Below are 25,298 nucleotides of genomic sequence, written 5' to 3'. Positions count from 1 at the left end.
TCAGGGGAAGGGGCGGCCGGTGATCACGGCCGCCAGCGCGGTCCCGCGCGGGAAGGCGCCCTCGTCGGCCAGGGCGACAAGGGCGTACAGCAACTTGGCGACATAGAGACGTTCCACGGCAAGCCCGTGGCGCTGCTCGAAGTCGTCGGCGAAGGCATCGAGTCCGGGGGTGGTGCGGGCGTAACCGCCGCAGTGGAAGCGCTCGTCGAGGGACCAGGAGCCGCTGCGGCGGCCGAAGGCGCGCTCCTGGAGGGCCTGTATGCCGGGGCCCAGGAAACCGCCCTTGAGGACCGGTATCCCGAGCGCGCGGCTGCCGGGCGGCAGTCCGGCGGCGAGCCCGGCCAGCGTGCCGCCGGTGCCGCAGGCGACCGCGGCCACGTCGCACCGGTCGGCCAGTTCCGCGCCGAGGTCCCGGCAGCCGCGCACGGCAAGGTGGTTGCTGCCGCCCTCGGGGACCACGTACGCGTCCTCGGCGTCCGCCGCGCGCAGCACGGCCGCCAGCGCCTCGGGCTCGGTCTTGCGGCGGTAGGTCGACCGGTCGACGAAGTGCAGCCGCATGCCGTCGGCCGCGCATCGCGCCAGCGACGGGTTGAGGGGGCGGTCGGCCAGTTCGTGGCCGCGCACCACACCGACCGTGGGCAGGCCGAGCAGCCGTCCGGCTGCGGCCGTGGCCCTGAGGTGGTTGGAGTAGGCGCCGCCGAAGGTGACGACGGTGCGGCCGGCCGCCGCCGCGAGGTTCGGCGCCAGTTTGCGCCACTTGTTGCCGATCAGCTCCGGGTGGATCAGGTCGTCCCGCTTCAGCAGTAGCCGTACGCCGTGCCGCTCGAAGCGCGCGTCCCGGACCTCCCGCACCGGCGAGGGCAGCCGGGGGCGCAGGGTGGTGAGGGCGGGCGCGGAGGCGGGGTCGGGGTCGTGGGAGCCGTCGGGGCCGGGCATGTGGTCATTGTCCCCCGGAACGGTCGCCGACCGCGGGGCGGGCACCCGAGGGCCGGGCGGGCCTGCGCGAGGTCCCACGCGGTGCCCAGCAGTCGGCCGACGTCGATGACGGTCCCCTCAGGGGCATTGCCGACAGGCTCCGACGGGTTTGCCAACAGGCTCCGATGGGTTTGCCGACAGGTTCCGACGGGTTGTCGCCGGGCCCGGCGGGCGGCGTCGGGGCCGGTGGGCGCGGACCGCCCGGTCGGCGGAAAACCGCAGGCCTGCCCCAGCGGCCGGTGATCCATTCCCGCTCTTTCGTGTAATAGCACGAACGCTCTGCGTGATGGAAGGCTCGATCTCGCACAGCGATGCACGGCGCAGTTGGGCGCCGGAGCACGACCGGGAGGGCAATTCTCTATGTCGGTAGGCGAAGAGGTCCGCACCGAGGACACCAGGCCGCAGCAGAGCCTGGGGACAGAGGCAGCGCGGAACCTGGCCACCACGACCAAGTCCGTGCCGCAGATGCAGGAGATCAGCTCACGCTGGCTGCTGCGCACGCTGCCGTGGGTGGACGTGCAGGGCGGCACGTACCGAGTGAACCGGCGACTGACCTATGCCCTGGGGGACGGGCGGCTCACCTTTGTGAAGACGGGTGACCGGGTCGAGGTCATCCCCGCGGAACTGGGCGAACTGCCCGCACTGCGGTCGTACGACGACACGGAGGTGCTGGCGGAACTGGCCAGGCGCTGCCGGCAGCAGCGGTTCGCCCCGGGCGAGCTGATCGCCTCGTTCGGCAGCCGCGCAGACGAGGTGTACCTCCTCGCGCACGGCAAGGTCGAGAAGGTCGGCACGGGGCCGTACGGTGACGACGCGGTCCTCGGAGTCCTCGCCGACGGCGCCTACTTCGGCGACCAGGCACTGCTCGACGCGGACGCCATCTGGGAGTACACCGCCCGCGCGGTCACGGCCTGCACGGTCCTCGTCCTGCCCCGGGAGGACGTGGAGCAGGTCGCGGAACGCTCGCAGTCCCTGCGCGAGCACATCGAGGAACGGCGCTCGATCCCCGAGCAGCGCACCAACAAGTACGGCGAGCAGGAGATCGACCTCGCCGCCGGCCACTCCGGCGAGCCGGACATCCCGCACACGTTCGTCGACTACGAGGCCAGCCCTCGGGAGTACGAACTGAGCGTCGCGCAGACCGTGCTGCGCGTGCACACGCGCGTGGCCGACCTCTACAACCAGCCGATGAACCAGACCGAGCAGCAACTGCGGCTGACGGTAGAGGCATTGAAGGAGCGTCAGGAGCACGAGCTCGTCAACAACCCGGACTTCGGGCTGCTGCACAACTGCGAGTACGACCAGCGCATCCAGCCGCACGACGGGGCGCCGACCCCGGACGACATGGACGAGCTGCTCAGCAGGCGGCGCGGCACCAAGCTGTTCCTCGCCCACCCGCGCGCGATCGCCGCGTTCGGCCGTGAGCTCAACAAGCGCGGACTCGTCCCGGAGACCATCGACATCGCCGGCAACCGCATCCCCACCTGGCGCGGCGTCCCGATCTACCCGTGCAACAAGATCCCGGTCACCGAGGCCCGGACGTCCTCGATCATCGCGATGCGTACCGGCGAGGAGAACCAGGGCGTCATCGGGCTGCGTGCCGCGGGCGTGCCGGACGAGATCGAGCCCAGCCTGTCCGTGCGGTTCATGGGCATCAACGAACAGGCCATCATCAAGTACCTGGTCACGGCCTACTATTCGGCGGCCGTACTGGTGCCGGACGCGCTCGGCGTCCTGGAGAACGTCGAGATCGGCCGCTGGCAGTGACCCTGCCCGAGACGGCACCGTGTCCCCGCCCCCCGGGGCGGGCACACGCCCGGGGCGTTCACCCCGCGGCAGCGGTGGCCGCCGTCCGCCCGGCCGGCGAACGGGTCCCGGGGGTGAGTCGGTGACGGAGACGACGCAGCGTCCCGTCGGGGCGCGTGAGAGGTGGAGCCCCGTCGGCGCACACGAGGACAACGCTCCCGAGCCGGCCGACGGGCACGAGGCGGGGGTGCTCCTGGAGCGGGCCAGGGCGATGGTCGACCCCGAACTGCGGGCCGCCCTCATGACCCTGCCGGGCGCCCTGGGGCGCGTCGCGCTCTACCACTTCGGCCGGCAGGACGCGGACGGCAGACCGGTGAAGGGCAACGCGGGCAAGGCGGTACGCCCCGCGCTCGTCCTCACCGCCGCCGCCGCGCTCGGCGGGCCCGGGGCGCGGGCGGCGGCCGTACGGGCGGCCGTGGCCGTGGAGATCATCCACAACTTCACGTTGCTGCACGACGACGTGATGGACCGGGACACCACCCGGCGGCACCGCCCCACCGCGTGGACCGTGTTCGGCGAAGCGGACGCGATCGTCACCGGGGACGCCCTGCAGGCACTGGCCCTGCGGCTGATCGCCGAGGACCCGCACCCGGCGTCCTCGGCCGCCGTCGCCCGGCTCGCGCACTGCGTGGTGGAACTGTGCGAGGGCCAGCAGGCGGACACGGCGCTGGAGCACCGGGCGCCCGGGGAGGTCGCCCTCGACGAGGTGCTCGCGATGGCCGAGGCCAAGACGGGCGCGCTGCTCGGGTGCGCCTGTGCGCTGGGCGCGTTGTACGCGGGGGCGGGCGACGAGGACGTGGCGGCGCTGGACGCGTTCGGCCGGCAGGCCGGTCTCGCGTTCCAGCTGATCGACGACGTCATCGGCATCTGGGGCGACCCGCGGCGCACCGGCAAGCCGGCCGGGGCGGACCTGGCGGCCCGCAAGAAGTCGCTGCCGGTGGTCGCCGCGCTCACCGCCGGCACCCCGGCGGCCCGTGAACTGGCCGCGCTGTACGCGGCGCCACGCGACAAGGAGGACGTGGAGACCCTCGCGTCGGCCGTGGAGCGCGCGGGCGGCCGGGACTGGGCGCAGGCCCAGGCGGCCGACCGGATGGGCCGGGCCGTGCAGGAACTGGCCCGGGCGGTGCCGGACCCGGAATCGGCGGGCGGCCTCCTCTCACTGGCCGAGTTCGTGACCCGCCGTACCAGTTGAAGGTGCGCGGAGAGACAGGTGACAGGGGGGATCGAGACAAGACCGGGGCGGAACGGGGGAGACGGGCCCGAGGGGGGCAGGAAAGCAACAGAAGCAAGACAGAGGGAGAAGGCAGAGGAGAAGGCGGAAGAGAGCCGGAAGAAGGTCCCGAGGAAGAGGCCCAAGGAAGAAGCCCGAAGAGAAGGGCGGCGCCGGAAGGCAGCGCATCGCGGCTCCGGAGTCGTCGGCGCCGTGCGGCTCCTGACCCCGCACGGCCACCGGTGGCTCCGGCCCGGCGGGTCCCGCACGTCCCCACGGTGCGGGGCCCGCCTCCCTCCACCGACTAGGCTGCAACCGCCGCAGGACCGGCGGTGGTTGACTCGAAAGGGCGGGACATGGGCGTGGCGATACGCAGGGCGGGGCCGGGCGACCGTGAGAGGGTCGTCCGGTTGTTGGACGAGGCCTTTCAGAGCGATCCGGTGAGCAGCTGGGTCTTCCCCGGCGCCGAGTACCGCCGTGCGACGCACCACCGACTCATGGCCGCGTTCACCGACGTGGCGTTCGAGGACGGGCACATCGATGTCACGGAGGACGGTTCGGCCTGCGCGCTGTGGCTGTTCGTGCCGGCGGAGGGCGAGCACGCGGACGGGCCTGAGCAGACGGGTGAGCAGGACGACGACGAGTTCGCGCAGATGCGGGAGGCCGTCGACCCCGACAACGAACGCGTCGAGCTGATCGGGCGGCTCACGGCGGACATCCACCCGTCGGGCCGCGCCCACCAGTACCTGTGGATGATCGGCGTGAGGCCGGACCGGCAGGGCGAGGGCCTCGGCACCGCGCTCATCGGCTCGGTCCTCGACCGCTGCGACCGCGAAGGGCTGCCCGCCTACCTGGAGGCGAGCAGCGCCCGCAGCAAAGTCCTGTACGAGCGGCTCGGCTTCGAGGTCATCGGCACCGCGCTGCGACTGCCGGACGGCCCTCTGATGTGGCCGATGTGGCGTGAACCGCAGCCGCACCGGCCGCTCTGAGGGCCCTCGTTTCAGTCGCCCGCGCACGGCGGACGTCAGTCTTCCGGCACCACCGTCGCCACGATCCGCTCCACCAGCCCTTCCGGCACGGTCACGCCGGGAAGTACGTCTTCCAGGACGCCCGGCAGGGTCAGGTGCTCCAGGATCAGGCCGAGCATGGAGACGTAGAGCAGGGCGACCGTCTCGTCGCCGCCGGGCAGTCCGGCCTCCCGGTGGAAGCGCATGCCCTCCTCCAGGTCGCCGCGGAGCGACTTGGTGTAGGAGGCGCGCAGTTCGGGGCGCCGGGTGGCCTCAAGGCGCATTTCCAGCAGGGCCAGATAGCCGGTGCGGTCGCGCGTCGCCCGGTCCACCAGATCGTGCATGAGCGCGGTGACCAGTGAGCGGTCCCGGGGCGCCGCCATGCGCCGGGTGAGCGCCTCGGGGTCGGGCGCCAGCCGGACGTGCAGCCGGGCGTCGATCTGGCGGAGCAGGTCGTCGCGTCCGGCGAAGTAGTTGGAGGCGGTGCCCACCGGCACCCCGGCCTCGGCGTCCACCGCGCGGAAGGTGAGCCCGCGCGCCCCTTCGCGGGCCAGCAGTTCGATACCGGCGTCGACCAGGGCCCTGCGCCGCTCGGGATTACCGGCCATGCGGAATCTCCTCGCCCACCTGGAATCTCCTCTCCCACTTTGTTGTCCGTCCGCGAAAGCTTCGCGCGCACCCTTGCAACCACTACAGTTGAAGTACTACAACTGGAGTGGTTCACGCCACGCAGCCTACGGAACGAGGCCGGTTTGCGAAAGCTCAGCTACTTCATCGCCTGCTCCGTCGACGGGTTCATCGGCGGCCCGGACGGCGACGCGACGGCGATGGTGTCCTACGTCGACGAGGAGTTCCTGCGGTTCCTCGTGGCGGAGTACCCGGAGACCCTGCCGAGCCAGGGCCGCCGGATGCTCGGGGTCGACGACCTTCCCAATAAGCGGTTCGACACCGTCATCCAGGGCCGCGTCAGCTACGACCTCGCCCTCAAGGAGGGCGTCACCAGCCCTTACGCCCACCTGCGCGAATACGTCGCCTCCCGCACCCTGGGCGAGTCGCCCGACCCGAACGTCGAGATCGTCGCGGACGACGTGGTGGGCAAGGTCCGCGAGCTGAAGGCGGAGGACAGCGCGCTCGACATCTACCTGTGCGGCGGCTCGAAACTCGCCGGGGAACTGATCGACGAGGTCGACGAGCTCGTCGTCAAGACGTACCCGATCGTCCTGGGCACCGGCATGCCGATGTTCGGCTCCGGGTTCGCGCTCTCGCGGTTCGCGCTGGAGTCGACGCGCACCTTCGGCAACGGCGCCGTCGTCCGGACGTACAGCAGGGAACGCTGACCCCGCGCCGGCCCAGGGCGCGGCACCGGCACGGCACGGAACGCCGGTGCACGGCGGGGGGCGCGGGCGGCCCCCTCGGCCTACCCTTGGGACATGGACAGCAAGAAGAACGTCTGTCCGGTCTGCGGACAGGCAGTCGAACAGGTCGTCCGGCGCCACAAGACGCTGGGCGCATGGGTACCGGTATGGGTCTCCGGGCCCTGCCAGAACCCCAAGTGCGAGGCGTACCCCGGCGACGAGGCCGAATCCGCCGGGCCCCGGGAGCGGTCCGGCAGGCACGCCGCGAAAAAGTCCTGAGAAAAATCCCCGAGCCCTGTCGAGAACGCCCGTCCGGCTCCGACGTCCCCTGTGAAAGCCGCCCACGCGGGGCGGACCGAACCGAAGGAGCGGACCGATGAAGTACCTGGTCATGGTGCAGGGCGCGCAGGCGGACTACGACGCGATGCGCGGCAAGGCCTCGGACACGTCGCCGGCCTGGGGCGAGGAGGAGGTCCAGGCGATGTACGCCTACATGAACGCGCTCAACGACGACCTCTCCGAGTCCGGCGAGTTCGTCGCGGGACACGGACTGGCCGAGCCGGCCCGGACCCGGCACGTCGAGCTCGGCGCGGACGGCAAGAGCGTGATCACCGACGGACCGTACAGCGAGACCAAGGAGCTCCTGGCGGGTTTCTGGGTCCTGGAGTGCGACAGCCTGGAGCGCGTCACGGAGATCGCCGAGCGCGTGGTCCGCTGCCCCCAGCCCGCCGGGGCGCCGTACTACCCGGTGGTGATCCGGGAGATCATGGACAACTCCGGCGACGTCTGCTGAGCCGGTGGTGCGAAGCACGACCCACGTCGAGGACCTGCTGCGCCGACACGCGCCGCAGGTCCTCGGCGCGCTGGTCAGGCGGTACGGGCACTTCGACGCCGCCGAGGACGCCGTACAGGAGGCGCTGCTCGCGGCGGCCGGGCAGTGGCCCTCGGCCGGTGTCCCCGACAATCCGCGCGGCTGGCTCATCAGGGTGGCCTCGCGGCGGCTGACGGACGCGCTGCGCAGCGAGGAGGCGCGCCGGCAGCGTGAGGACAGGGCGGCGGCGCTCGCCCCGCGCGACGCGTTCACGGCCCCGCCGCCCGGCGCCGACCGGGCCCCGCGCGAGGACGACACGCTCTCCCTGCTCTTCCTGTGCTGCCACCCGGACCTGACACCGCCCGCGCAGATCGCGCTCACCCTGCGGGCAGTCGGCGGCCTGACGACCGCGGAGATCGCGCGCGCCCATCTCGTCCCCGAGAAGACGATGGCGCAGCGCATCAGCCGGGCCAAGCAGAAGGTGCGCGGTGTGCGCTTCGGGCGCCCCGACGACTGGGAGCGGCGGCTGCCCGCCGTTCTGCAGACCCTGTACCTGATCTTCAACGAGGGCTACACGGCGACGTCCGGTTCGCATCTCCAGCGCCGTGACCTGGCACGCGAGGCGATCCGGCTCACCCGCCAGGTGCACCGGCTGCTCCCGGACGGCGCCGAGGTCGCGGGCCTGCTCGCCCTGATGCTGCTCACCGACGCCCGCCGCGACGCGCGCACCGGGCCGCACGGCGAACTGGTGCCCCTCGACGAACAGGACCGCGACCGCTGGGACAGGGCCGCGATCGAGGAGGGCGCCGCGCTCGTCGTGGCCGCCCTTTCCCAGGGCCGCCCCGGCCCCTACCAACTGCGCGCGGCCATCGCCGCCGTGCACGACGAGGCCCCGACCGCGCGGGCGACGGACTGGCCCGAGATCCTCGGCCTCTACGACGTGCTGGTGCGCCTGGTGCCAGGACCGGTCGAGCGCCTCAACCGGGCCGTGGCCGTGGCGATGGTGCACGGTCCGCACGCGGGACTGGCCGAACTGGACGCCCTGAGGGGCGAGTACACGGGCCACCGGCTGGACGCGGCCCGCGCGCACCTCCTGGAGCGCGCCGGAGACCTCGAAGCGGCCCGCGCCGCCTACGAATCGGCCGCGTCCCGGACCCTGAGCCACCCCGAGCAGCACTACCTCCACGCCCGCGCGGCCCGCCTGCGGCAGACCGGCGACTGACCGGCGCGGGCCACGGACCAGGCCGTGACGTGAGGCGCGTGGCTGCCGGACAGGGAGGGGTGGGCGTGACGGAGGCGGGCGGAAGGCGCCGTGCGGTGTGGCGTCGGGCCGTGACGGTGTGGGCGGTCGCCGTGGCCGTCGGGGGCGGACTCACCCTGTGGCTGCAGGACACGACCGCCCCGCAGGACCGGCACGGCTGGCAGCGGAGCGAACCGGAGCCGGCACCGCCGGACGCGGGAACGCCCTACGACGTGTACGAGGACGGGTGCCCGCCCGACGACCAGGACGACACGACGATCGTCGCGTGCCTGTACACGACAACCCGGTAGGCCCCGAACTCCCTTGTCCGGTACGCGGGTTCAGGCACCCGGCCGCTCCAGGAACCGCAGCATGTTCCCGGCCGGGTCGCGGAAGGCGCAGTCCCGCACCCCGTACGGCTGGTCCATCGGCTCCTGGATCACGTCGGCACCCGCGTCGCGGACCCGGGCGTACAGGGCGTCGCAGTCCTCGGTGGTGAAGATGACGCCGCGCAGCATGCCCTTGGCCAGCAGCTCCGCCATCGCCTGACGGTCGGCGGGGGAGGCGTCCGGGTTCGCGGCCGGCGGCTCCAGCACGATCTCCACGTCCGGCTGCAGGGGCGAGCCCACGGTCACCCAGCGCATCCCCTCGAACCCGACGTCGTTGCGGACCTCCAGGCCCAGCACGTCCCGGTAGAAGGCCAGCGCCTTGTCGTGGTCGTCGACGGCGATGAAACACTGCGCGAGTTTCACATCGGTTCTCTCGTCCATGGCGGCACGCTACGCCCGTCTCGGCCGCGTGAACGTACGCGCCACGCACGCCGGAATCACGGCACCCGTGTCGTGCCGGCGGGCCCGGTAGGCGCTCGGCGTCTCACCGACCAGCTTCGTGAAACGCGAGCTGAACGAGCCCAGCGACGTACACCCCACGGCGATGCACACCTCGGTCACCGTCATGTCACCGCGCCGCAGCAGAGCCTTGGCCCGCTCGACGCGACGGGTCATCAGATAGCCGTACGGCGTCTCACCGAACGCCGCGCGGAAGCTGCGCTGGAAGTGCCCCGGCGACATCAGCGCCGTACGCGCCAGCTCGGCGATGTCCAGCGGCTCGGCGTACTCACGGTCCATCCGGTCACGCGCCCGCCGCAGCCGGACGAGGTCCTCGACAGTCACGCTGCCAGGATCGCACGGGGCCCGCCCGGCGGGCAGGGGCTGTGGACGGACGCCGAAGGGGCCCGGCCGGGGTGAACCGGCCGGGCCCCTCCTGGACGCCCGAGGTCCGCGATGGTGCACCGATCGCCGACCGGACGAGGCCGACTGTGGGTCAGGCCTTCTTCGTCTCCCAGAAGATCTTGTCGATCTGGGCGATGTAGTCCAGTGCCTTCTGGCCGGTCGCCGGGTCGGTGGACCCCTTGGCGGCGGAGAGGGCCTTCAGCGTGTCGTTGACCAGCTGGTGCAGCTCGGGGTACTTCTCGAAGTGCGGCGGCTTGAAGTAGTCGCTCCACAGCACGGAGACGTGGTGCTTCGCGAGCTCCGCGCGCTGCTCCTTGATGGTGGTGGCACGCGCCTGGAAGTGCGGGTCGTCGTTGCCGGCCATCTTGTCCTGGATGGCCTTCACCGACTCCGCCTCGATGCGGGCCTGGGCCGGGTCGTACACGCCGCAGGGCAGGTCGCAGTGGGCGCTGACCTTGACCCTGGGGGCAAACAGGCGGGAAAGCATGAAGCGTTCCTTCCTCGTGATCGTCTTCTCACAGGGGACATTACTCCGTGGGGGAGGGGTTTTCGCGAGTGCCCCCATGGGCTTAGGACAAAAGTCCAGGGTGAGACTGAGACTGGTGGAGGAAGAACCGGGGAGGTGCCGGGAGATGCCGGAGCTGTCGCAGGAGACCGAGCGTACGAAGGGCCTGCTGCCCTTGGGGCCCGCCGAGGTGACCGGACCCTCCATGGTGCCCACGCTGCACCACGGGGACCGGCTCCTGGTGCACTGGGGCGCCCGGATCCGCCTCGGTGACGTCGTCGTGCTGCGGCATCCCTTCCAGCAGGACCTGCTCGTGGTCAAGCGCGCGGCCGAGCGGCGCGAGGGCGGCTGGTGGGTGCTCGGCGACAACGCGTACGCGGGCGGCGACAGCACCGACTACGGGGTCGTGCCCGAGGAACTGGTGCTCGGCCGGGTGCGGTTCAGGTACCGGCCGCGCAAGTCCGATCAGCGTTCGCCGTTCGCGCTGGTGCGCTGGGCGCTGTCGGCGGCCAGGCCGGTCTTCTCCGACCGGTCCGCCTCCAGGCGTTTGCGGGCGCGGTAGGCGGCCACGTTGGCGCGGGTCGCGCAGCGGTCCGAGCAGTAGCGCCGGGAGCGGTTGGTCGAGGTGTCCAGGTAGGCGTTGCGGCACGGCGCCGCCTCGCACAGGCCGAGACGGTCGACGCCGTACTCGGTGAGGTGGAAGGCCAGGCCCATCGCCGCGATGGCCGCGTAGCCGGCGGTCGCGTTGGACGGATGGTCCGCCAGGTGCATGTGCCACAGGGGGCGGCCGTCGTCGTCGCGGGAGTCGTGCCCCGAGATCTGCGGGCTGACGGGGAACTCCAGCAGCAGCGAGTTGAGCAGGTCCACGGCGAGGGTCTCGTCGCCCTGGTCCGCCGCCTCGAAGACCGACCGCAGCCGGGCGCGGACCGAGCGGAACCGGGTCACGTCCGCGTCGGTGGCGCGGCGGGCCGCCGACTGGTTGCCGACGAACAGGTCACGCACGGCCTGGATCGAGGTCAGGGCGTCCTTGCCCCGCGCCGGTTCCTCGGTGTTGACGAGACGTACGGCGTAATCCGAGTAATAGGCCAGTTCCACTTGTAGTCCTTACGGTGGGCCTCTATGGTCGTGACTGCGGTCGGGTAACAGGCGATCGTGCTTTCAGGGTATTACTTCGAGGGATTGCGTGACGGACGCGAGGAGGGGCTCGATGACGGACACGGACACCACCACGACCGGCGCCGACTGGCACGCCTGGCAGGAGAGCTGGGACCGGCAGCAGGAGTGGTACATGCCCGACCGCGAGGAGCGGTTCCGGATCATGCTCGACATGGTGGAGGCCCTCGTGGGCCCCGCACCGCGCGTGCTCGACCTCGCGTGCGGCACGGGCAGTATCACGTCCAGGCTGCTCGCGCGGTTCCCGGAGGCCACCAGCACCGGCGTCGACCTCGACCCGGCGCTCCTGGCCATCGCGCGGGGCACGTTCGCCGGCGACGACCGGGTCACCCTCGTCACCGCCGACCTGAAGGACCCCGACTGGTCGGCCGGGCTGCCGCACGACTCGTACGACGCCGTCCTGACCGCGACGGCCCTGCACTGGCTGCACAGCGAACCCCTCGCGGCCCTCTACGGTCGGGTCGCGGACCTCGTCCGCGACGGCGGTGTCTTCATGAACGCGGACCACATGATCGACGAGTCGACGCCCCGGATCAACGCGGCCGAGCGCGCGCAGCGGCACGCCCGCATGGAACAGGCCAAGCGGGACGGCGCCCTGGACTGGGCCGACTGGTGGCAGCTCGCCGCCAAGGACCCGGTCCTCGCCGAGCCGACCGCCCGCCGCTACGAGATCTACGGCGAGCACGCCGACGGCGACATGCCGTCCCCGGCGTGGCACGCGCGCGTGCTGCGCGAGAAGGGCTTCGCCGAGGTCAGGCCCGTGTGGTCGTCGCCGGCGGACACGCTGCTGCTGGCGCTGAAGTAGCCGCCGGCGTACGAAAGGCGTACGAAAGGGGCGGTACGGGATGTCCGTACCGCCCCTTGTCGTGACCGCTGTCAGAGCACCTTCGACAGGAACGACTGCGTCCGCTCGTGCTGCGGGTTGGTCAGCACGTCGCGCGGGTTGCCCGACTCGACCACCACGCCGCCGTCCATGAAGACCAGGCTGTCGCCCACCTCGCGGGCGAAGCCCATCTCGTGGGTGACGACGACCATCGTCATGCCGGACTCGGCCAGGTCGCGCATGACGTCCAGGACGTCACCGACCAGCTCCGGGTCGAGCGCCGAGGTCGGCTCGTCGAAGAGCATCAGCTTCGGGTCCATCGCCAGCGCACGGGCGATGGCGACGCGCTGCTGCTGGCCGCCGGAGAGCTGCGAGGGGTAGTTGCCGGCCTTGTCGGCCAGGCCCACGCGGTCCAGGAGCTCCCTGGCGCGCTCCCGCGCCTGCGCCCTGCTCACGCCCTTGACCTGCACCGGCGCCTCGATGATGTTCTCCAGCGCGGTCATGTGCGGGAACAGGTTGAAGCGCTGGAAGACCATGCCGATGTCCCGGCGCTTCAGCGCGACCTCGCTGTCCTTCAGCTCGTAGAGCTTGTCGCCCTTCTGGCGGTAGCCGACGAGCTCGCCGTCGACGTACAGCCGGCCGGCGTTGATCTTCTCCAGGTGGTTGATGCACCTGAGGAAGGTCGACTTGCCGGAGCCGGAGGGGCCGATGAGGCAGAACACCTCGCCGGTCTTCACCTCCAGGTCGATGCCCTTGAGGACCTCGACCGGACCGAAGGACTTGTGGACGCCCTCGGCCTTCACCATGGGCACGGTGGCCTGCTCGGGGGCGGCGTCCGTCTTGCTGAGCTTCTCGCTGCTCATGCGATGCCTCCCTTCGAACGGCTGGAGAGGGACAGCATGTTCGCCTTGACCTTCTGCCACGGGGTCGCCGGCAGCTGACGGCTGGAGCCGCGGGCGTAGTAGCGCTCCAGGTAGTACTGGCCGACGCTGAACACCGAGGTCAGCAGCAGGTACCAGGACGCCGCCAGGAAGAGCATCTCGGCGGGGGCGCCGGAGGTCTGGCCGATGTCCTGGGCGACCCGGAACAGTTCGGAGTACTGGACGATGGACACCAGCGAGGTCGTCTTCAGCATGTTGATGACCTCGTTGCCCGTGGGCGGCACGATCACGCGCATCGCCTGCGGGATGACGATGCGGCGCAGCGTCTTGGAGTGGCTCATGCCCAGCGCGTGCGACGCCTCGGTCTGACCCTCGTCGACCGAGAGCAGGCCGGCCCGGCAGATCTCCGCCATGTACGCGGCCTCGTTGAGGCCGAGGCCCAGCAGCGCCGTCAGGAACGGGGTCATGAAGTCCGACCACTCGTCCTTGTAGAACGGCCCGAGGTTGATGTACTCGAAGACCAGGCCCAGGTTGAACCAGACCACCAGCTGCACCAGGACCGGGGTGCCGCGGAAGAACCAGATGTAGAACCACGCGATCGACGAGGTCACCGGGTTCTTCGACAGGCGCATCACGGCGAGCAGGATGCCGCCGACGATGCCGATGGTCATGGCCAGGACGGTCATCAGGAGCGTCTTGCCGACGCCGCCGACGACCCGGTCGTCGAAGAAGTAGTCCGGGATCGTGCCCCAGTTGATCTTGCCCTGGGAGAACGCGTAGATGACTCCGGCCAGCAGGGCCAGAGTGACGACGGCCGAGACGTAGCGCCCGTAGTGCCGGACCGGGATGGCCTTGATGGCTTCCGGTCCGGCCGGGGGCGTGTCCGCCGGTCCCGTCGTCTTGTCGATGTCAGCAGTCACGGGTGTTGCCTTTCAGTGCCCGCTCGCGCGGTCACTTGCCGCCGTTGATGGTGGCTTCCTTGACGGCGCCTTCCGCGACGCCCCACTTGTCCATGATCTTCTGGTACTCGCCGTTCTTGATGATGGCGTCCAGCGCGGCCTTGAGGGCGTCCCGCAGCTCGGTGTTGTCCTTGGCGACCGCGATGCCGTACGGAGCGGCCTCGACCTGCTCGCCGACCAGCTGGAAGTCCTTGCCGCCGCCGGAGGTCTTCACGGCGTACGCGGCGACCGGGAAGTCGGACGAACCGGCGTCGGCGCCGCCGCCGCGCAGGCGGGTTTGGGCCTGCTGGTCGTTGTCGAAGGCCTCGAGGTTGATCTTCTTGCCGGCCGGGCACTTCTTGGACTCGGCCTTGGCGAGGTCCTCGGAGACCGTGCCGCGCTGCAGCACGACCTTCTTGCCGCACAGGTCGGACCAGGTCTTGATGCCCTGGTCGTCGCCCTTCTTGGTGTAGATCGAGACACCGGCGGTGAAGTAGTCGACGAAGTCGACGCCCTCGCCGACCTTCTTGCCGGTGTCGGAGTCGATGCCCTCCTGGCGGTCCTTGGTGTCGGTCATCGCGGACATGGCGATGTCGTACCGCTTGGAGCGCAGACCCGTGATCAGGGTGTCGAAGGTGCCGTTCTCGAACTCGAACGTCACACCGAGCTGCTTGCCCATGGCCGCGGCCAGGTCCGGGTCGATGCCGACGGTCTTGCCGGAGCTGTCCTTGAACTCGACCGGCGCGTAGGCGATGTCGGAACCGACCTTGATGACGCCCTTGTCGCGGATCGCCTCGGGAAGCTTGTCGGCCAGCGGGGCCGAGGCCGTCTTCGTGGTCTCGGCGGCCGAGCCGTTGTCCTTGGTCTGGTCACCGCATCCGGTGAGCAGCAGGGTGCCTGCGACCGCGATCGCACCGACCGCGGCTAGCCGGGAGTGCGCGGCGGTCGTACGACGGGTGGAGCTTGCGGCCATGGTGGGTTCCTCCGGCGGATGGGTGGAGTTGCCGATGGGGCGGACGGCCGTCGATGGGTTCGGCGGCCGTCGAGGTCGACGCGTGTCGACAGAAGCACGACGAGGACCGGCGTGCTGCCGATGTGGACACACACCTTCGAGTGTCGCGACCTCGTGTGATTACGGCATCTTGCCATTCGGACTGCGCCATTCAGGGGGCCCGCCATGTCAAAATCGGATAACGGGTGACCCCCGAATCGCATCAGGTCGGTACATCACGACCGAACCTTTACGGGAATCCTCCCTTCCGGCCGGAAGATCTGCGGCGTATCTCAGGATTTGGACGATGGTTGCGCGCTGAAGGTGAGCGCTCGAGTGCCTGTCAAGTCCGGGTGAGTAGCTTGTCCGATGTGCGCCTATGAGGCATGTCACGAACAACCGTGCCAGAGCCGTCCCCCGTTCGGCGGGTACGACTCCGGCACGAGTTCGTCATGTGACCTTGAACCGAATGGACTCGTCGGCGGCCAGGTCCGTCCGGTAAGAAGGTTCTTTACACCCCTCATCCGGGGCTCAGGGCGCGTGTGCGGCGCGCCCGTCGCGTTCGGCCCGTACACACCAACGGTCAGGGCCTTGCGCGGTGCCCGCCCGCCCCTCACCAGGGGTGGCAACCCAAACCCTCAAACCATGAACACTTAAGGGGTAAAACGAAGTGGCAGCGGAGATCGTCAATCCTCGCAGCGACAGCGACGCCAGTACCGAGCTGGACGGCGGGGCCGAGCCCCTCCATTCCTTCGACCCGGCGTTCGCGCTGCACCGCGGCGGCAAGATGGCTGTGCAGGCCACCGTGCCGGTCCGTGACAAGGACGACCTGTCCCTGGCGTACACGCCCGGCGTCGCGAAGGTGTGCAGCGCGATCGCCGACCAGCCCGACCTGGTCCACGACTACACGTGGAAGTCGTCGGTCGTGGCGGTGGTGACGGACGGTACGGCCGTCCTCGGACTCGGGGACATCGGGCCCGAGGCCTCCCTTCCGGTGATGGAGGGGAAGGCGATTCTTTTCAAGCAGTTCGGCGGTGTCGACGCGGTGCCGATCGCGTTGAACTGCACGGACGTCGACGAGATCGTCGAGACGGTGGTGCGCCTCGCGCCCTCGTTCGGCGGCGTCAACCTCGAGGACATCTCCGCGCCGCGGTGCTTCGAGATCGAGCGGCGGCTCCAGGAGGAGCTGGACATCCCGGTCTTCCACGACGACCAGCACGGCACGGCGGTCGTCACGCTCGCCGCCCTGCGCAACGCCGCGCGGCTGAGCGGGCGCGCGCTCGGTGAGCTGCGCGCGGTGATCTCCGGGGCCGGCGCGGCCGGTGTCGCCATCGCCAGGATGCTGGTCGAGGCCGGGATCGGGGACGTCGCGGTGGCCGACCGCAAGGGTGTCGTCTCCCGGGATAGGGACGACCTGACGTCCGTCAAGCGGGAGCTGGCCGAGTTCACGAACAAGGCCGGGCTCTCCGGTTCGCTGGAGTCGGCGTTGGCGGGCGCGGACGTCTTCATCGGCGTCTCCGGCGGTACGGTGCCGGAGCCGGCGGTGGCGTCCATGGCCGAGGGTGCGTTCGTGTTCGCCATGGCCAACCCGAACCCCGAGGTGCACCCGGACGTCGCGCACAAGTACGCGGCGGTCGTGGCCACCGGGCGGTCGGACTTCCCGAACCAGATCAACAACGTGCTGGCGTTCCCGGGCATCTTCGCGGGCGCGCTCCAGGTGCGGGCGTCCCGCATCACCGAGGGCATGAAGCTGGCCGCCGCCGAGGCGCTGGCCGCCGTCGTCGGTGACGACCTCGCCGCGGACTACGTGATCCCGTCGCCGTTCGACGACCGGGTCGCCCCGGCCGTCACGGCGGCGGTCGCCGCGGCCGCGCGAGCGGAAGGCGTCGCCCGCCGCTGACACGGTGTGCGGCCGACTCCGGTCGGGTGAATGGCCCCGCCGCTCGCGGCGGGGCCATTTCTTTGCCCTCGGGTTGGTCCGGACGGGTGGCGCGGGCGGATGCGCGCCGGGCCCGGCGCGGGTGGGCGCGGGGCCGGCGCAGGTGGACACGGGTCGGCGTGGGTGAGTGCGGCCGGCGTGGGTGGGCACGGGTGGGCCCGTGGTACGCAGCGCACTCGTGGCCGCTCGGCAAGAGGGTGTGTGTCACAGGGCCCGGCGGTTCCTTCGGCCGGGCTCGGAACCTATGGTCGTGGTCATGTTCGCTGTCTACGCCGCCCGAATCGACCGCGACCAGCCGCTCTCCGGTCTGGAGTTGGGGGAGCGCCCCGCCCCTCAGGCCCGGCCCGGCTGGAGTGTCGTCAACGTCAAGGCCGCCTCTCTCAACCACCACGACCTGTGGTCCCTGCGCGGTGTCGGCCTCCCCGAGGACCGGCTGCCGATGATCCTCGGATGCGACGCCGCGGGCGTCGACGAGGACGGCAACGAGGTCGTCCTGCACTCCGTGATCGGCCAGACCGGACACGGCGTCGGCCCCGGGGAGCCTCGCTCCATCCTCACCGAGCGCTACCAGGGCACCTTCGCCGAGCAGGTCGCCGTGCCGACGTGGAACGTGCTGCCCAAGCCGAAGGAGCTCTCCTTCGAGGAGGCCGCCTGTCTGCCCACGGCCTGGCTGACCGCGTACCGGATGCTCTTCACGAACGCCGGTGTGCGCCCCGGTGACTCCGTCCTCGTGCAGGGCGCCGGCGGTGGTGTCGCCACCGCCGCGATCGTGCTCGGCAGGGCGGCCGGGCTGCGGATGTTCGCCACCAGCCGCGACGAGGCCAAGCGGAAGCGGGCCGAGGAGCTCGGTGCCGTGGCCGCGCTGGAGCCGGGCGCCCGGCTGCCGCAGCGGGTCGACGCGGTCATCGAGACGGTGGGCGCCGCCACCTGGTCCCACTCGGTGAAGTCGCTGCGTCCCGGCGGGACCCTCGTCATCTCCGGTGCCACCAGCGGTGACCGGCCCTCGCACGCGGAGCTGACCCGGATCTTCTTCCTGGAGCTCAAGGTCGTCGGCTCCACGATGGGCACCAAGGACGAGCTGGAGGACCTGCTGTCCTTCTGCGCCGCCACCGGTGTGCGGCCCGTCATCGACGAGGTGCTGCCCATGGACCGCGCCCGGGAGGGCTTCGAGCGCATGGAGGCGGGCGGGCAGTTCGGGAAGATCGTGCTCACCAATCCCTGAGTGGTTCTCGCTCACGAGAGCGCTGTGACGGCCGGCCCGGCTTCGGGCCGGCCGTTTGTGTGTCAACTGCGGTTGACAAGAGTTGTCGTGTCAACGTAGGTTGACGGGCATGAGTGAAGCCACGGATCTCGCCGAGCGTGCGGGCGATCGTGATCCCCGGGTCGGGCTGCGGGCCGTCGCCGCGCTGCGGAGGCTGCTGGAGCAGTTGGAGGCCGTTCAGGTGCGCAACGCGCGCAACCAGGGCTGGTCGTGGCAGGAGATCGCCGCCGAACTCGGCGTCAGCAGGCAGGCCGTGCACAAGAAGTACGGGAGGCATTGATGTTCGAACGGTTCACGAAGGACGCCCGCGCAGTCGTCAAGGGAGCGGTCGAGCACGCCGACGCGGCGGGCGCGAGCAGCGTCGACGTCGGGCACATGCTGCTCGCCCTGCTGGACCGCGAGGGCAGCCGCGCCTCCTTCGCGCTGGCCGCGCTCGGCCTCGCCGAACGCCGGGACTCCGTACGCCGGGCACTGGCCGGGGCGCGGCGCCGCGCCGGTCTGTCCCAGGCCGAGGCCGAGGCCCTCGCGGGGCTGGGGATCGACGTCGCCGAGATCGTCGCCCGTGTGGAGGAGGTGCACGGCGTCGGGGCCATGGCCGGTGACCGCAGGGAGAAGAGGTGGTGGCCGGGACGCACCTTCGGGCGTGATGCCAAGGACCTCCTGGAAGCGGCCCTGCGCATCGCCCTGGCGCGCCGGGACCGGCACATCGGTGACGAGCACATCCTGCTGGCGCTGACCGCGCGCCCGGGGGTGCCCGCGGAGGTCCTCGCCGACCACGGGGTGACCCATGAGTCGGTGTCGCGGGTCCTCTACGGGGAGGGGCAGGCCAAGGCGGGCTGAGACGCGGCTCCGGCGGCCCGTGTGCGGGTCGCCGGAGCCGGTCGGCGTCGGCTCAGGACTTCGGGGTGCGCAGCAGCGCCCCGATGTGGGCCGCCGCGGTCGACAAGTGGCGCCGGGCGTCGCGGAGTTGGTCGGCCGTCACGCCGTGGTCGCGGGCCGTGTCGCGGATGTCGTCCCGGAAGCGGTCGAGCAGGCGGTCCAGGTCACGGGCCGGGTCGCCGGTGGGTGCCTCGTGGGCCCAGGCCGGTTCGTAGTCGGCGGGGAAGTCCTCGGGGGTGTCGGAGTACTCCGGCTGCCGGGGCGGCTTTCCGGTTCCGCCGGCGGGGCGACCGGTGGTGAAGTCCCGGCCGAAGTCCTTGCCGAAGTCCCGGCCGAACTCGCCGAACTCCTTGACCAGTTCCGTCAGGCCCTCGCGCACGCCGGTCGGCCAGTCGCCCCGGGTGAAGTGGTCCTGGACCTGTTCCTGGACGCGGCGGGCGATGCGCTGCATCTCCTCCTGCGTCTCCTTGGCCTGGCGCTGCGCCCGCTGGGCCTCCTCGCGGGCCCGGCGGCTCTCGTCCTTGGCGCGCCGCGCCTGCTCCTTCCACTCCTGCTTGACGCGCCGCATCTCCTCCTTGGCGGCGCGCCAGGCGTCCGGGTCGCCGAGGCCGGGGAAGTCCCCGGCGGACGCGCCCTTGTCGCCCCGCCCCGCCGGGCCGCGCCGGGCCTCGCTCGCCGCCGCCCGCACCTCGCGGCGCAGGTCGCCCGCGGCGCCGCGCACGTCGGCCCGTATCTCGGCGGCGAGTTCGGCGACCGACTCGCGGATCTCCAGTTCCAGGTCGGCCAGTTCGCCGCTGCGGTCGGCCAGTTCGGCCCGGCCGGCGTCCGTGATCGAGTAGACCTTGCGGCCGCCCTCGGTGGTGTGGGTGACCAGGCCCTCGGCCTCCAGCTTGGCCAGGCGCGGGTAGACGGTGCCCGCCGACGGCGCGTACAGCCCCTGGAAGCGTTCCTCCAGGAGGCGGATGACCTCGTAGCCGTGGCGCGGGGCCTCGTCGAGCAGCTTCAGCAGGTAGAGACGGAGGCGTCCGTGGGCGAAGACGGGAGGCATGTCAGAGCACCTTCTTGTCGGTCGTGCCGTCGGCCGGGGCGTCGGTGGCGCCGGTGCCGGGGCCGGAAGCGGAATTGTCCCCCGGGCTGTGCCGCGGTCCTCCCGCCGGGTCCGCCGCCGGGGCTGCCGCCGGGCCGGGGTCCGCGTCCCACGGCTGGTCCGCCCGGGGTGGCCGACGCAGCAGGGCGATGGAACCGGAGACGGTGGTGGCGCGCAGCTTGCCGTTGCCCGCGCCGAGCCGGCCGGTGACCTTGTGCGCGCCCCACTGACCGTGCACCCGCAGGCCCTCGAAGGCGTTGGAGATCGTCCCGCTCGCGGTGTTCGCCTCGACCTCGGCGTCCGCCGGGTGGGGGAGCCGGACGGCGATCTCGCCGGAGACGCTGGTCAGGCGGACGTCGGTCGGGCCGTCCGGGTCGAGGTCGACGATCATGGAGCCGCTGACCGAGTCGGCCCGCACGGAGCGGCCCGAGCTTTCGACGACCGTGAGGTCACCGGAGACGGAGTGGAAGCGCAGGTCGCCCGTGACCGCCTGGGCCTCCAGGTTCCCGGAGACCGTGTCCGCGCGCACCGGGCCGGCCAGGCCGACGAGTGTCGTGTCGCCGGTGACGCCCTTGACCACCGACCGGCCCCGGATGCCGGAGACGACGGCGGCGGCGCCGACCACGCCGACCTCCACACGCGTGTCGGCGGGCACGGCCAGGGAGACCACCGCCCTGCGCCGCCAGGCCTTGCGGTCCAGCCACTTGAGGAAGTCCTTCCAGGGCAGGTCCTCGTACGCCACGGTGAGCGTGCCGCCCTGCTGGGTCACGATCAGGGGCGGGCCCTCGATCTCGGAGACTTCCAGGCGGGCGGAACCTTCGTCCGTCCCCATGACGTTCACCGTTCCGTTGACGATGCGTACCTGGAGTTCGCTCACTGGGTCGTCGAAGGTGAGCTTCTCGGGCTCCGTGACGGACCACTCGGACATGGTGCTGACCTCCTGGGTCGGACCGGACCGCACGGGCAGCCGGAGAGAACTCGACACGCCATATCGCGTCCTGTGTGATTCACGATATATCGCGGCCGGGGAAAGTCAAGACACTCTTTCCGGTGACCACCGCTCCCGCGAAGCGGGCAGAGAGCGGGCAGAGAGCGGGCGGAGGGTGAGTGGAGGGCGGGCGCGGGCGAGGGGTGGCGAAGAGGCGGACGGAAAACGGACGAGAAAAGGGAGAGATCGGGGCAAAATGTCCTAGCGTGTGGGCATGTCGACGGACGCGTTCCCGGCCGGCCGAGCCGGCGGCCCCACCTCCGGTGCCCTGCTGCTGTGCCGGGCCGAACCCCGCACCGTCGCCCCGGTCGCCCTGCTGCTGCGTGAGCGGATGCTGCTGACCGGGGCCGGCGACCAGTGGAGCGTCCTCGTGCCCGAGGGAAAGCCCTGGCTCGTCGGCGCCGAACCGGTCGACCGCGTGGTCGCCGGCTGGGCCACCGCCCTCGCCGTCGGCGCTTCCTGGCCCGCCCTCGCCCTGTGGTGGGACGCCGACCGCGCCGGCTACACCCTCGCCTCCGGTTTCCGCCGCACCGTCGGCTACATCTGGCTCACCAACGGCACCCCGGCCGGCGAGGACGAGGCGATGCGCACCTTCGCCGCCCGCCTCGGCCTCGACCCCGTCCTCGACGTGCAGTCCCTCGACCAGCTGACGAAACCGGACCCCGCGTCCGACGCGCGCGCCCGCATGCGCGGCCTGCTCGCCGTCCTCACGCGCGCGGGAGTCGAACTGCCCGCCGGCCTCAGCCCCGGCGCACCCGCCGACGGGCTCCGCGAGGCCGCCCGCGCCACGCCCGGCGCCCGGCCCGTCGAACCGGCCGGGCCGCGCGACACCGCGCGCGAACTCGACGCCGGCCACCTGCGCGCCTGGCTCCCGCCGGCCGGCGGACCGCCCGCCCGCGCGCTGGCCCTCGCCCAGGTCGCGGCGGGCGTCCCGCTCACCCTCTGGGGTCTGCGGCGGCGCAGCGGCGGCTGGATCACCGCGGGCGCCCTGCTGCTGGCCCACGGCACGCTGGGCCTCGCGTACGCCGCGCGCGTGCCGCGCGACTGAGGGCTGCTGCCCGTCGGATCGCCCACGCGCCTGCTCTCGCCTGCGCGACTACGCGCCTACTCGTCGGCCTCGTCGTCCAGCCGCGCCAGCCACGTGGCCAGCCGCTCCACCGGGACCTCGAAGTCCGGGTTCAGGTCGACGAACGTCCGCAGCTGCTCGGCGAGCCACTCGAAGGTGACCTCTTCCTCGCCGCGCCGCTTCTCCAGCTCCTCGATGCCGCGGTCGGTGAAGTACATGGATCGTGCTCCGTCGGGTCGGCGCAGGGGTAGGGAGCGTCCCTGGCGGGAAGGACCCTGTTTCCTGCGGGGAGAAGAGATAACGTTTTCCGTCGTCTTTCCGACAGGTGTGAAGGAAGACAGGAAAAGGATAGGCGCAGGCCGCGGCGCGCCCGGTGGGGTGGCCGGGGTCCTCGCGCCGTCGGAGCCCTGCGACCGGCCCGCGACGCGGCGACCGGCACCAGGGGGTCACGGGGGAACGGGGGAGAGTGCCATGGGGCAGGAAGTGACACGGGTGGCGCGCATCGCGTTGCCGGACGGAACACCGGTGTGGGCGCGGATCTCGGGGGCGGCGGAGTTGGCGGCGCCGGGCGAGCTGTCGTACTCCGACACCGGCTTCGCCGAACGGGTCGAGGCCAGCGTGGAGAGCCTGAACTCGCTGGTGACCGGAGTGGCCCGGTCGCTGGCGGAGCCGCTGCGCGCGGTCCGGCCCGACGAGGTGAGCGTGCAGTTCGGCATCGAGCTGACCGCCAAGGCCGGCAAGGTCGTCGGCCTGCTCGCCGACGGCGAGGCCAAGACCGGCATCACCGTCACCCTCACCTGGAACGGCGGACCGCCCGACCCCGGCGCGCCGGTCGTACCGGCCGCCCGCGCGGACGACGCCGAGCCCGGGGGCGCACCACCCGGCGCACCTCACGCGGGCGCGTCTCCCGGCGCTCCGGTGCACGGCGGCGCCGACGGCACGGCTCCCGGGGGCGGGGCATGACCGACGGGCACGCCCCGGGCGCATCGAGCGCCCTGGATGCCGCCCGCCGTGCGCTGCGTGGACTCGTGATGGCGGCGACCGTGCGCATTCATCGGGCAGGGGTCGGGTATGCCCACGACGAACCGGAGACGTTCCTCGGCAGCGGCTTCTTCGTCGCCCCGAGCTGGGTTCTGACCTGCGCACACGTGGCTTGCGGCGGGGAGGGGGGCGAGGTCGCGGTGGTCTACGAGTCCGCCCCGGGCCGCGGCACGTCCGCCGTGCCAGGCAGGGTGGTGTCGACGCTGCCGGACGGCGCCGTCCCGGTGCCCGGCAACTGGCCGGCCCCGGACCTCGCGCTCGTGCAGCTGCGCGAGCCGGTGGACCACGAGTGCGTGTACCTTTCCGAGCGCCCGGCCGCGTACTACGGCGAGGGCAAGGTCCTGTACGCGGGCTGGACCGTCATGGCCGGCCGGCTCCAGGTCCTGGACGGCACGCTCGCCGTGCAGGGCACCATCGGCGGCTGGTCCGCGGACGTCCAGATGCGCCTCGGGGAGAACGACCTGCCGTACGGCGTCTCCGGCGGCCCCGTGATCGACCCCGTGCGCGGCGAGGTCGTCGGCGTCCTCAAGTCGCGCTCCGACCACGCGCGGGGCGGCACCTCCACCGGCCTCGAACAGCTGCGGACGCTGCCGGTGCCCACCGAGGCCGTCGACGCCGAGCACACCGACCCGTACCAGGCGGTCTTCCACGCCCACGACCGCTACCACCGGAACCGCCAGCGCCAGCCGGACACACGCCGGCACACCTGGGTGGACGTGCAGAGCCGGCTCGGCGCCCGGCCCGGCCGCACCCTGAGCCCCGACGAGCGCGTCCAGCTGCTCGGCCGCCTTGCGGACCTGCCGCCGCCGGTCAGCACCCGGGCACTGCTCGACATCCTCGACGACCTGCCCGACTTCCAGGCGCCGGTCCCGCTGCCCGCCCCGCGCGGCTGGCGCGACGGCCTCGGCGCCCTGTACGAGAGCGTCCGCGACGACGGCGCGCTCCGGCTCGTGGTCGACTACGCGATGGGCGCGCTGTCCGCCGAGCGCCCGTTCGTCGCCCCCAGCACGCCGGAGGCCGAAAAGGCCCTGTGGGACTGGGTGTGGCGGGCCGCGCAGCGCCTCGACGCCCGCTACCGCCACAAGCTCGCCGAGCAGTGGGACGGGATCCAGCGCGAACGCCGCCGCCCCCGCCCGGGCGGAACCGGGCCCCGGCAGGACGGGGCGGCCACGCCGGGCGAGGAACCGCGCGAGCCCGTGCCCGGCGGCGCCCAGCCGTCCGTGCTGGTCGAGCTGGTGCAGCGGGGCTGGGAGCGGGACCGCTGCGACTGGTCGGTGTCCGTCGCCGCGGCCGACGGCGAGGTGATCCGCCTGCACGAGGCCGAACGGGCCCCGCTGGACGGCCTGCCCGCGCTCATGGCGGCGCCCCTCGCCGAGGCCTTCCGGCGCTGCGACGAACCCGGCCGGCCCGCCGTCCTCCAGGTGGCCCTGCCCCACCCGCTCCTCGGCATCGAGGCGGACACCTGGCAACTCCGCCCGGACGAGGGCCCGCTGGGCACGCTGCGGCCGGTGGTGCTGCGCTGCTCCGACCGGGACCAGCTGCCCGAGGACGACGAGTTCGGCGGCCTCGACAGCGACCCATACGACATCGACGCGGAGCGCCGGGCCCGCTGGCGCTGGCTGCACACGCACCGCGCGAAGGCCGAAGTCCTCGACTGCGACGACGGGTTGCGCAAACCCGTGCCGACCGTGGAACAACTGCGCAGCCTCTCGCACGGCACCGTGCCGGTCCTGTGCCGCTACGGCGACCACCGCTACGAGGACGACGCCGCGGCACTCGCCCGGATCGTGCGCGGCGGCTACGGAGTGGCCCTGTGGCGCCGCCGCCGCGCCCAGTCGCACGCCCTCTGCGGGGAGTTCCACCGCGGCACCCTGGACGAGATCGCGAGCCCGGCGAGCGTGCACGGCCTCCCGGTGGCCGTGCACCACCTGCGGATGCGGCTGCGCTCGGGCCGGCCCGAGACCTACTGGGCCGACGGCATAGCGCTGCTCTACGACGATCCGCACCAGCCGCTGCCCGGCGGTGACCTGCTGGAGGCTCCTTGACCCCAAGCTGCCACCTTGCCCGCCCGCCTCTTATCAGGCACCCCG

General features: G+C 72.0%; 29 protein-coding genes. 17 read left to right on the top strand and 12 right to left on the bottom strand.

Annotated elements, in window-relative coordinates; translation table 11 throughout:
* A complete protein-coding gene (locus QC282_RS08165) occupies window positions 1-936 on the bottom strand; it encodes a 1-aminocyclopropane-1-carboxylate deaminase/D-cysteine desulfhydrase (protein WP_279548557.1) in 936 nt (311 codons plus the stop codon).
* A gap of 399 nt (window positions 937-1,335) precedes the next feature.
* Between QC282_RS08165 and QC282_RS08160 the strand changes: the two genes are divergently transcribed.
* The 3 genes from QC282_RS08160 (at window position 1,336) to QC282_RS08150 (ending at window position 4,980) form a co-directional block, all read left to right on the top strand.
* Window positions 1,336-2,742, top strand: coding sequence for a family 2B encapsulin nanocompartment shell protein (locus QC282_RS08160; protein WP_279548556.1), 1,407 nt, complete (start codon window positions 1,336-1,338; stop codon window positions 2,740-2,742).
* Between the two features lie 121 nt (window positions 2,743-2,863).
* Window positions 2,864-3,973: a family 2 encapsulin nanocompartment cargo protein polyprenyl transferase gene (locus tag QC282_RS08155; protein ID WP_279548555.1), complete on the top strand. Its 1,110-nt coding sequence runs from the start codon at window positions 2,864-2,866 to the stop codon at window positions 3,971-3,973.
* A gap of 374 nt (window positions 3,974-4,347) precedes the next feature.
* The gene (locus QC282_RS08150; protein ID WP_279548659.1) at window positions 4,348-4,980 is read left to right on the top strand and encodes a GNAT family N-acetyltransferase; all 633 of its coding nucleotides are present in this window, start codon (window positions 4,348-4,350) and stop codon (window positions 4,978-4,980) included.
* 35 nt (window positions 4,981-5,015) lie between these two features.
* On the opposite strand, the gene QC282_RS08145 is transcribed toward QC282_RS08150, so the two are convergent.
* Entirely contained in the window at window positions 5,016-5,606 is a 591-nt protein-coding gene (locus QC282_RS08145) for a TetR/AcrR family transcriptional regulator (protein ID WP_279548554.1), read from the bottom strand.
* A gap of 144 nt (window positions 5,607-5,750) precedes the next feature.
* Here QC282_RS08145 and QC282_RS08140 point away from each other — a divergent pair, with 144 nt between their 5' ends.
* The 5 genes from QC282_RS08140 to QC282_RS08120 all read left to right on the top strand — a co-directional run bounded on the left by QC282_RS08140 (window position 5,751) and on the right by QC282_RS08120 (window position 8,715).
* Entirely contained in the window at window positions 5,751-6,335 is a 585-nt protein-coding gene (locus tag QC282_RS08140; protein ID WP_279548553.1) for a dihydrofolate reductase family protein, read from the top strand.
* A 93-nt stretch (window positions 6,336-6,428) separates the two neighbouring features.
* The gene (locus QC282_RS08135; protein ID WP_279548552.1) at window positions 6,429-6,632 is read left to right on the top strand and encodes a hypothetical protein; all 204 of its coding nucleotides are present in this window, start codon (window positions 6,429-6,431) and stop codon (window positions 6,630-6,632) included.
* 97 nt (window positions 6,633-6,729) lie between these two features.
* Window positions 6,730-7,146 carry a YciI family protein gene (locus QC282_RS08130; protein ID WP_279548551.1) on the top strand — a complete coding sequence of 139 codons (417 nt, stop codon included), beginning with the start codon at window positions 6,730-6,732 and terminating at the stop codon, window positions 7,144-7,146.
* A gap of 7 nt (window positions 7,147-7,153) precedes the next feature.
* Window positions 7,154-8,386 carry a sigma-70 family RNA polymerase sigma factor gene (locus tag QC282_RS08125; protein WP_279548658.1) on the top strand — a complete coding sequence of 411 codons (1,233 nt, stop codon included), beginning with the start codon at window positions 7,154-7,156 and terminating at the stop codon, window positions 8,384-8,386.
* A gap of 65 nt (window positions 8,387-8,451) precedes the next feature.
* Window positions 8,452-8,715: a hypothetical protein gene (locus QC282_RS08120; protein ID WP_279548550.1), complete on the top strand. Its 264-nt coding sequence runs from the start codon at window positions 8,452-8,454 to the stop codon at window positions 8,713-8,715.
* 30 nt (window positions 8,716-8,745) lie between these two features.
* Here the strand turns inward: QC282_RS08120 and QC282_RS08115 are convergent, their stop codons facing one another.
* The 3 genes from QC282_RS08115 to sodN all read right to left on the bottom strand — a co-directional run bounded on the left by QC282_RS08115 (window position 8,746) and on the right by sodN (window position 10,123).
* A complete protein-coding gene (locus QC282_RS08115) occupies window positions 8,746-9,174 on the bottom strand; it encodes a VOC family protein (RefSeq protein ID WP_279548549.1) in 429 nt (142 codons plus the stop codon).
* A 9-nt stretch (window positions 9,175-9,183) separates the two neighbouring features.
* Complete coding sequence (locus tag QC282_RS08110; protein WP_279548548.1) at window positions 9,184-9,576, bottom strand: helix-turn-helix transcriptional regulator; 393 nt, start codon at window positions 9,574-9,576, stop codon at window positions 9,184-9,186.
* Between the two features lie 151 nt (window positions 9,577-9,727).
* Entirely contained in the window at window positions 9,728-10,123 is a 396-nt protein-coding gene (gene sodN, locus QC282_RS08105; protein ID WP_279548547.1) for a superoxide dismutase, Ni, read from the bottom strand.
* Window positions 10,124-10,268: 145 nt separating this feature from the next.
* On the opposite strand from sodN, the gene sodX reads away from it, so the two are divergent.
* A complete protein-coding gene (gene sodX, locus QC282_RS08100) occupies window positions 10,269-10,703 on the top strand; it encodes a nickel-type superoxide dismutase maturation protease (RefSeq protein WP_279548546.1) in 435 nt (144 codons plus the stop codon).
* Here sodX and QC282_RS08095 read toward each other — a convergent pair.
* The gene (locus tag QC282_RS08095) at window positions 10,607-11,236 is read right to left on the bottom strand and encodes a CGNR zinc finger domain-containing protein (protein ID WP_279548545.1); all 630 of its coding nucleotides are present in this window, start codon (window positions 11,234-11,236) and stop codon (window positions 10,607-10,609) included. The genes sodX and QC282_RS08095 overlap by 97 nt on opposite strands.
* Window positions 11,237-11,348: 112 nt before the next feature.
* Here QC282_RS08095 and QC282_RS08090 point away from each other — a divergent pair, with 112 nt between their 5' ends.
* Window positions 11,349-12,119, top strand: coding sequence for a trans-aconitate 2-methyltransferase (locus QC282_RS08090; RefSeq protein WP_279548544.1), 771 nt, complete (start codon window positions 11,349-11,351; stop codon window positions 12,117-12,119).
* Window positions 12,120-12,190: 71 nt separating this feature from the next.
* Here QC282_RS08090 and QC282_RS08085 read toward each other — a convergent pair whose 3' ends face one another.
* From QC282_RS08085 to QC282_RS08075, 3 genes are read right to left on the bottom strand one after another with little or no spacing between them, the layout of a single operon-like run.
* Window positions 12,191-12,943 carry an amino acid ABC transporter ATP-binding protein gene (locus tag QC282_RS08085; protein ID WP_279548657.1) on the bottom strand — a complete coding sequence of 251 codons (753 nt, stop codon included), beginning with the start codon at window positions 12,941-12,943 and terminating at the stop codon, window positions 12,191-12,193.
* Window positions 12,944-12,996: 53 nt separating this feature from the next.
* A complete protein-coding gene (locus QC282_RS08080; protein WP_279548543.1) occupies window positions 12,997-13,938 on the bottom strand; it encodes an amino acid ABC transporter permease in 942 nt (313 codons plus the stop codon).
* Between the two features lie 31 nt (window positions 13,939-13,969).
* A complete protein-coding gene (locus tag QC282_RS08075) occupies window positions 13,970-14,929 on the bottom strand; it encodes an ABC transporter substrate-binding protein (protein WP_279548542.1) in 960 nt (319 codons plus the stop codon).
* 688 nt (window positions 14,930-15,617) lie between these two features.
* On the opposite strand from QC282_RS08075, the gene QC282_RS08070 reads away from it, so the two are divergent.
* From QC282_RS08070 to QC282_RS08055, 4 genes are all read left to right on the top strand, one after another.
* Complete coding sequence (locus QC282_RS08070; RefSeq protein WP_279548541.1) at window positions 15,618-16,847, top strand: NADP-dependent malic enzyme; 1,230 nt, start codon at window positions 15,618-15,620, stop codon at window positions 16,845-16,847.
* Window positions 16,848-17,142: 295 nt separating this feature from the next.
* Entirely contained in the window at window positions 17,143-18,108 is a 966-nt protein-coding gene (locus tag QC282_RS08065; RefSeq protein ID WP_279548540.1) for a zinc-binding dehydrogenase, read from the top strand.
* A 109-nt stretch (window positions 18,109-18,217) separates the two neighbouring features.
* Entirely contained in the window at window positions 18,218-18,427 is a 210-nt protein-coding gene (locus QC282_RS08060; protein WP_250075886.1) for an HTH domain-containing protein, read from the top strand.
* Entirely contained in the window at window positions 18,427-18,987 is a 561-nt protein-coding gene (locus tag QC282_RS08055) for a Clp protease N-terminal domain-containing protein (protein WP_279548539.1), read from the top strand. Before QC282_RS08060 ends, QC282_RS08055 begins: the two co-directional genes overlap by 1 nt.
* Window positions 18,988-19,039: 52 nt before the next feature.
* Here QC282_RS08055 and QC282_RS08050 read toward each other — a convergent pair whose 3' ends face one another.
* Window positions 19,040-20,074 carry a PadR family transcriptional regulator gene (locus QC282_RS08050; protein WP_279548538.1) on the bottom strand — a complete coding sequence of 345 codons (1,035 nt, stop codon included), beginning with the start codon at window positions 20,072-20,074 and terminating at the stop codon, window positions 19,040-19,042.
* Between the two features lies 1 nt (window position 20,075).
* Entirely contained in the window at window positions 20,076-21,041 is a 966-nt protein-coding gene (locus QC282_RS08045) for a DUF4097 family beta strand repeat-containing protein (protein ID WP_279548537.1), read from the bottom strand.
* Window positions 21,042-21,315: 274 nt separating this feature from the next.
* Between QC282_RS08045 and QC282_RS08040 the strand changes: the two genes are divergently transcribed.
* Window positions 21,316-22,149, top strand: a complete 834-nt coding sequence (locus QC282_RS08040; protein WP_279548536.1) for a hypothetical protein — start codon at window positions 21,316-21,318, stop codon at window positions 22,147-22,149.
* Window positions 22,150-22,205: 56 nt separating this feature from the next.
* Here the strand turns inward: QC282_RS08040 and QC282_RS08035 are convergent, their stop codons facing one another.
* Window positions 22,206-22,385: a DUF6104 family protein gene (locus QC282_RS08035; protein WP_121786959.1), complete on the bottom strand. Its 180-nt coding sequence runs from the start codon at window positions 22,383-22,385 to the stop codon at window positions 22,206-22,208.
* A 253-nt stretch (window positions 22,386-22,638) separates the two neighbouring features.
* Between QC282_RS08035 and QC282_RS08030 the strand changes: the two genes are divergently transcribed.
* Both QC282_RS08030 and QC282_RS08025 read left to right on the top strand, forming a co-directional pair.
* Window positions 22,639-23,130, top strand: a complete 492-nt coding sequence (locus QC282_RS08030; RefSeq protein ID WP_279548535.1) for a CU044_2847 family protein — start codon at window positions 22,639-22,641, stop codon at window positions 23,128-23,130.
* Window positions 23,127-25,253 (top strand): trypsin-like peptidase domain-containing protein, encoded by a 2,127-nt coding sequence (locus tag QC282_RS08025; RefSeq protein WP_279548534.1) that lies wholly within the window; start codon window positions 23,127-23,129, stop codon window positions 25,251-25,253. Before QC282_RS08030 ends, QC282_RS08025 begins: the two co-directional genes overlap by 4 nt.
* Window positions 25,254-25,298 lie beyond the last annotated feature (45 nt).

Origin of the sequence: Streptomyces sp. DH24, from assembly GCF_029813775.1 — a bacterium.
In the GTDB taxonomy this organism is placed as follows: domain Bacteria; phylum Actinomycetota; class Actinomycetes; order Streptomycetales; family Streptomycetaceae; genus Streptomyces.
This window is presented reverse-complemented; position numbering and strand designations above follow the sequence as displayed.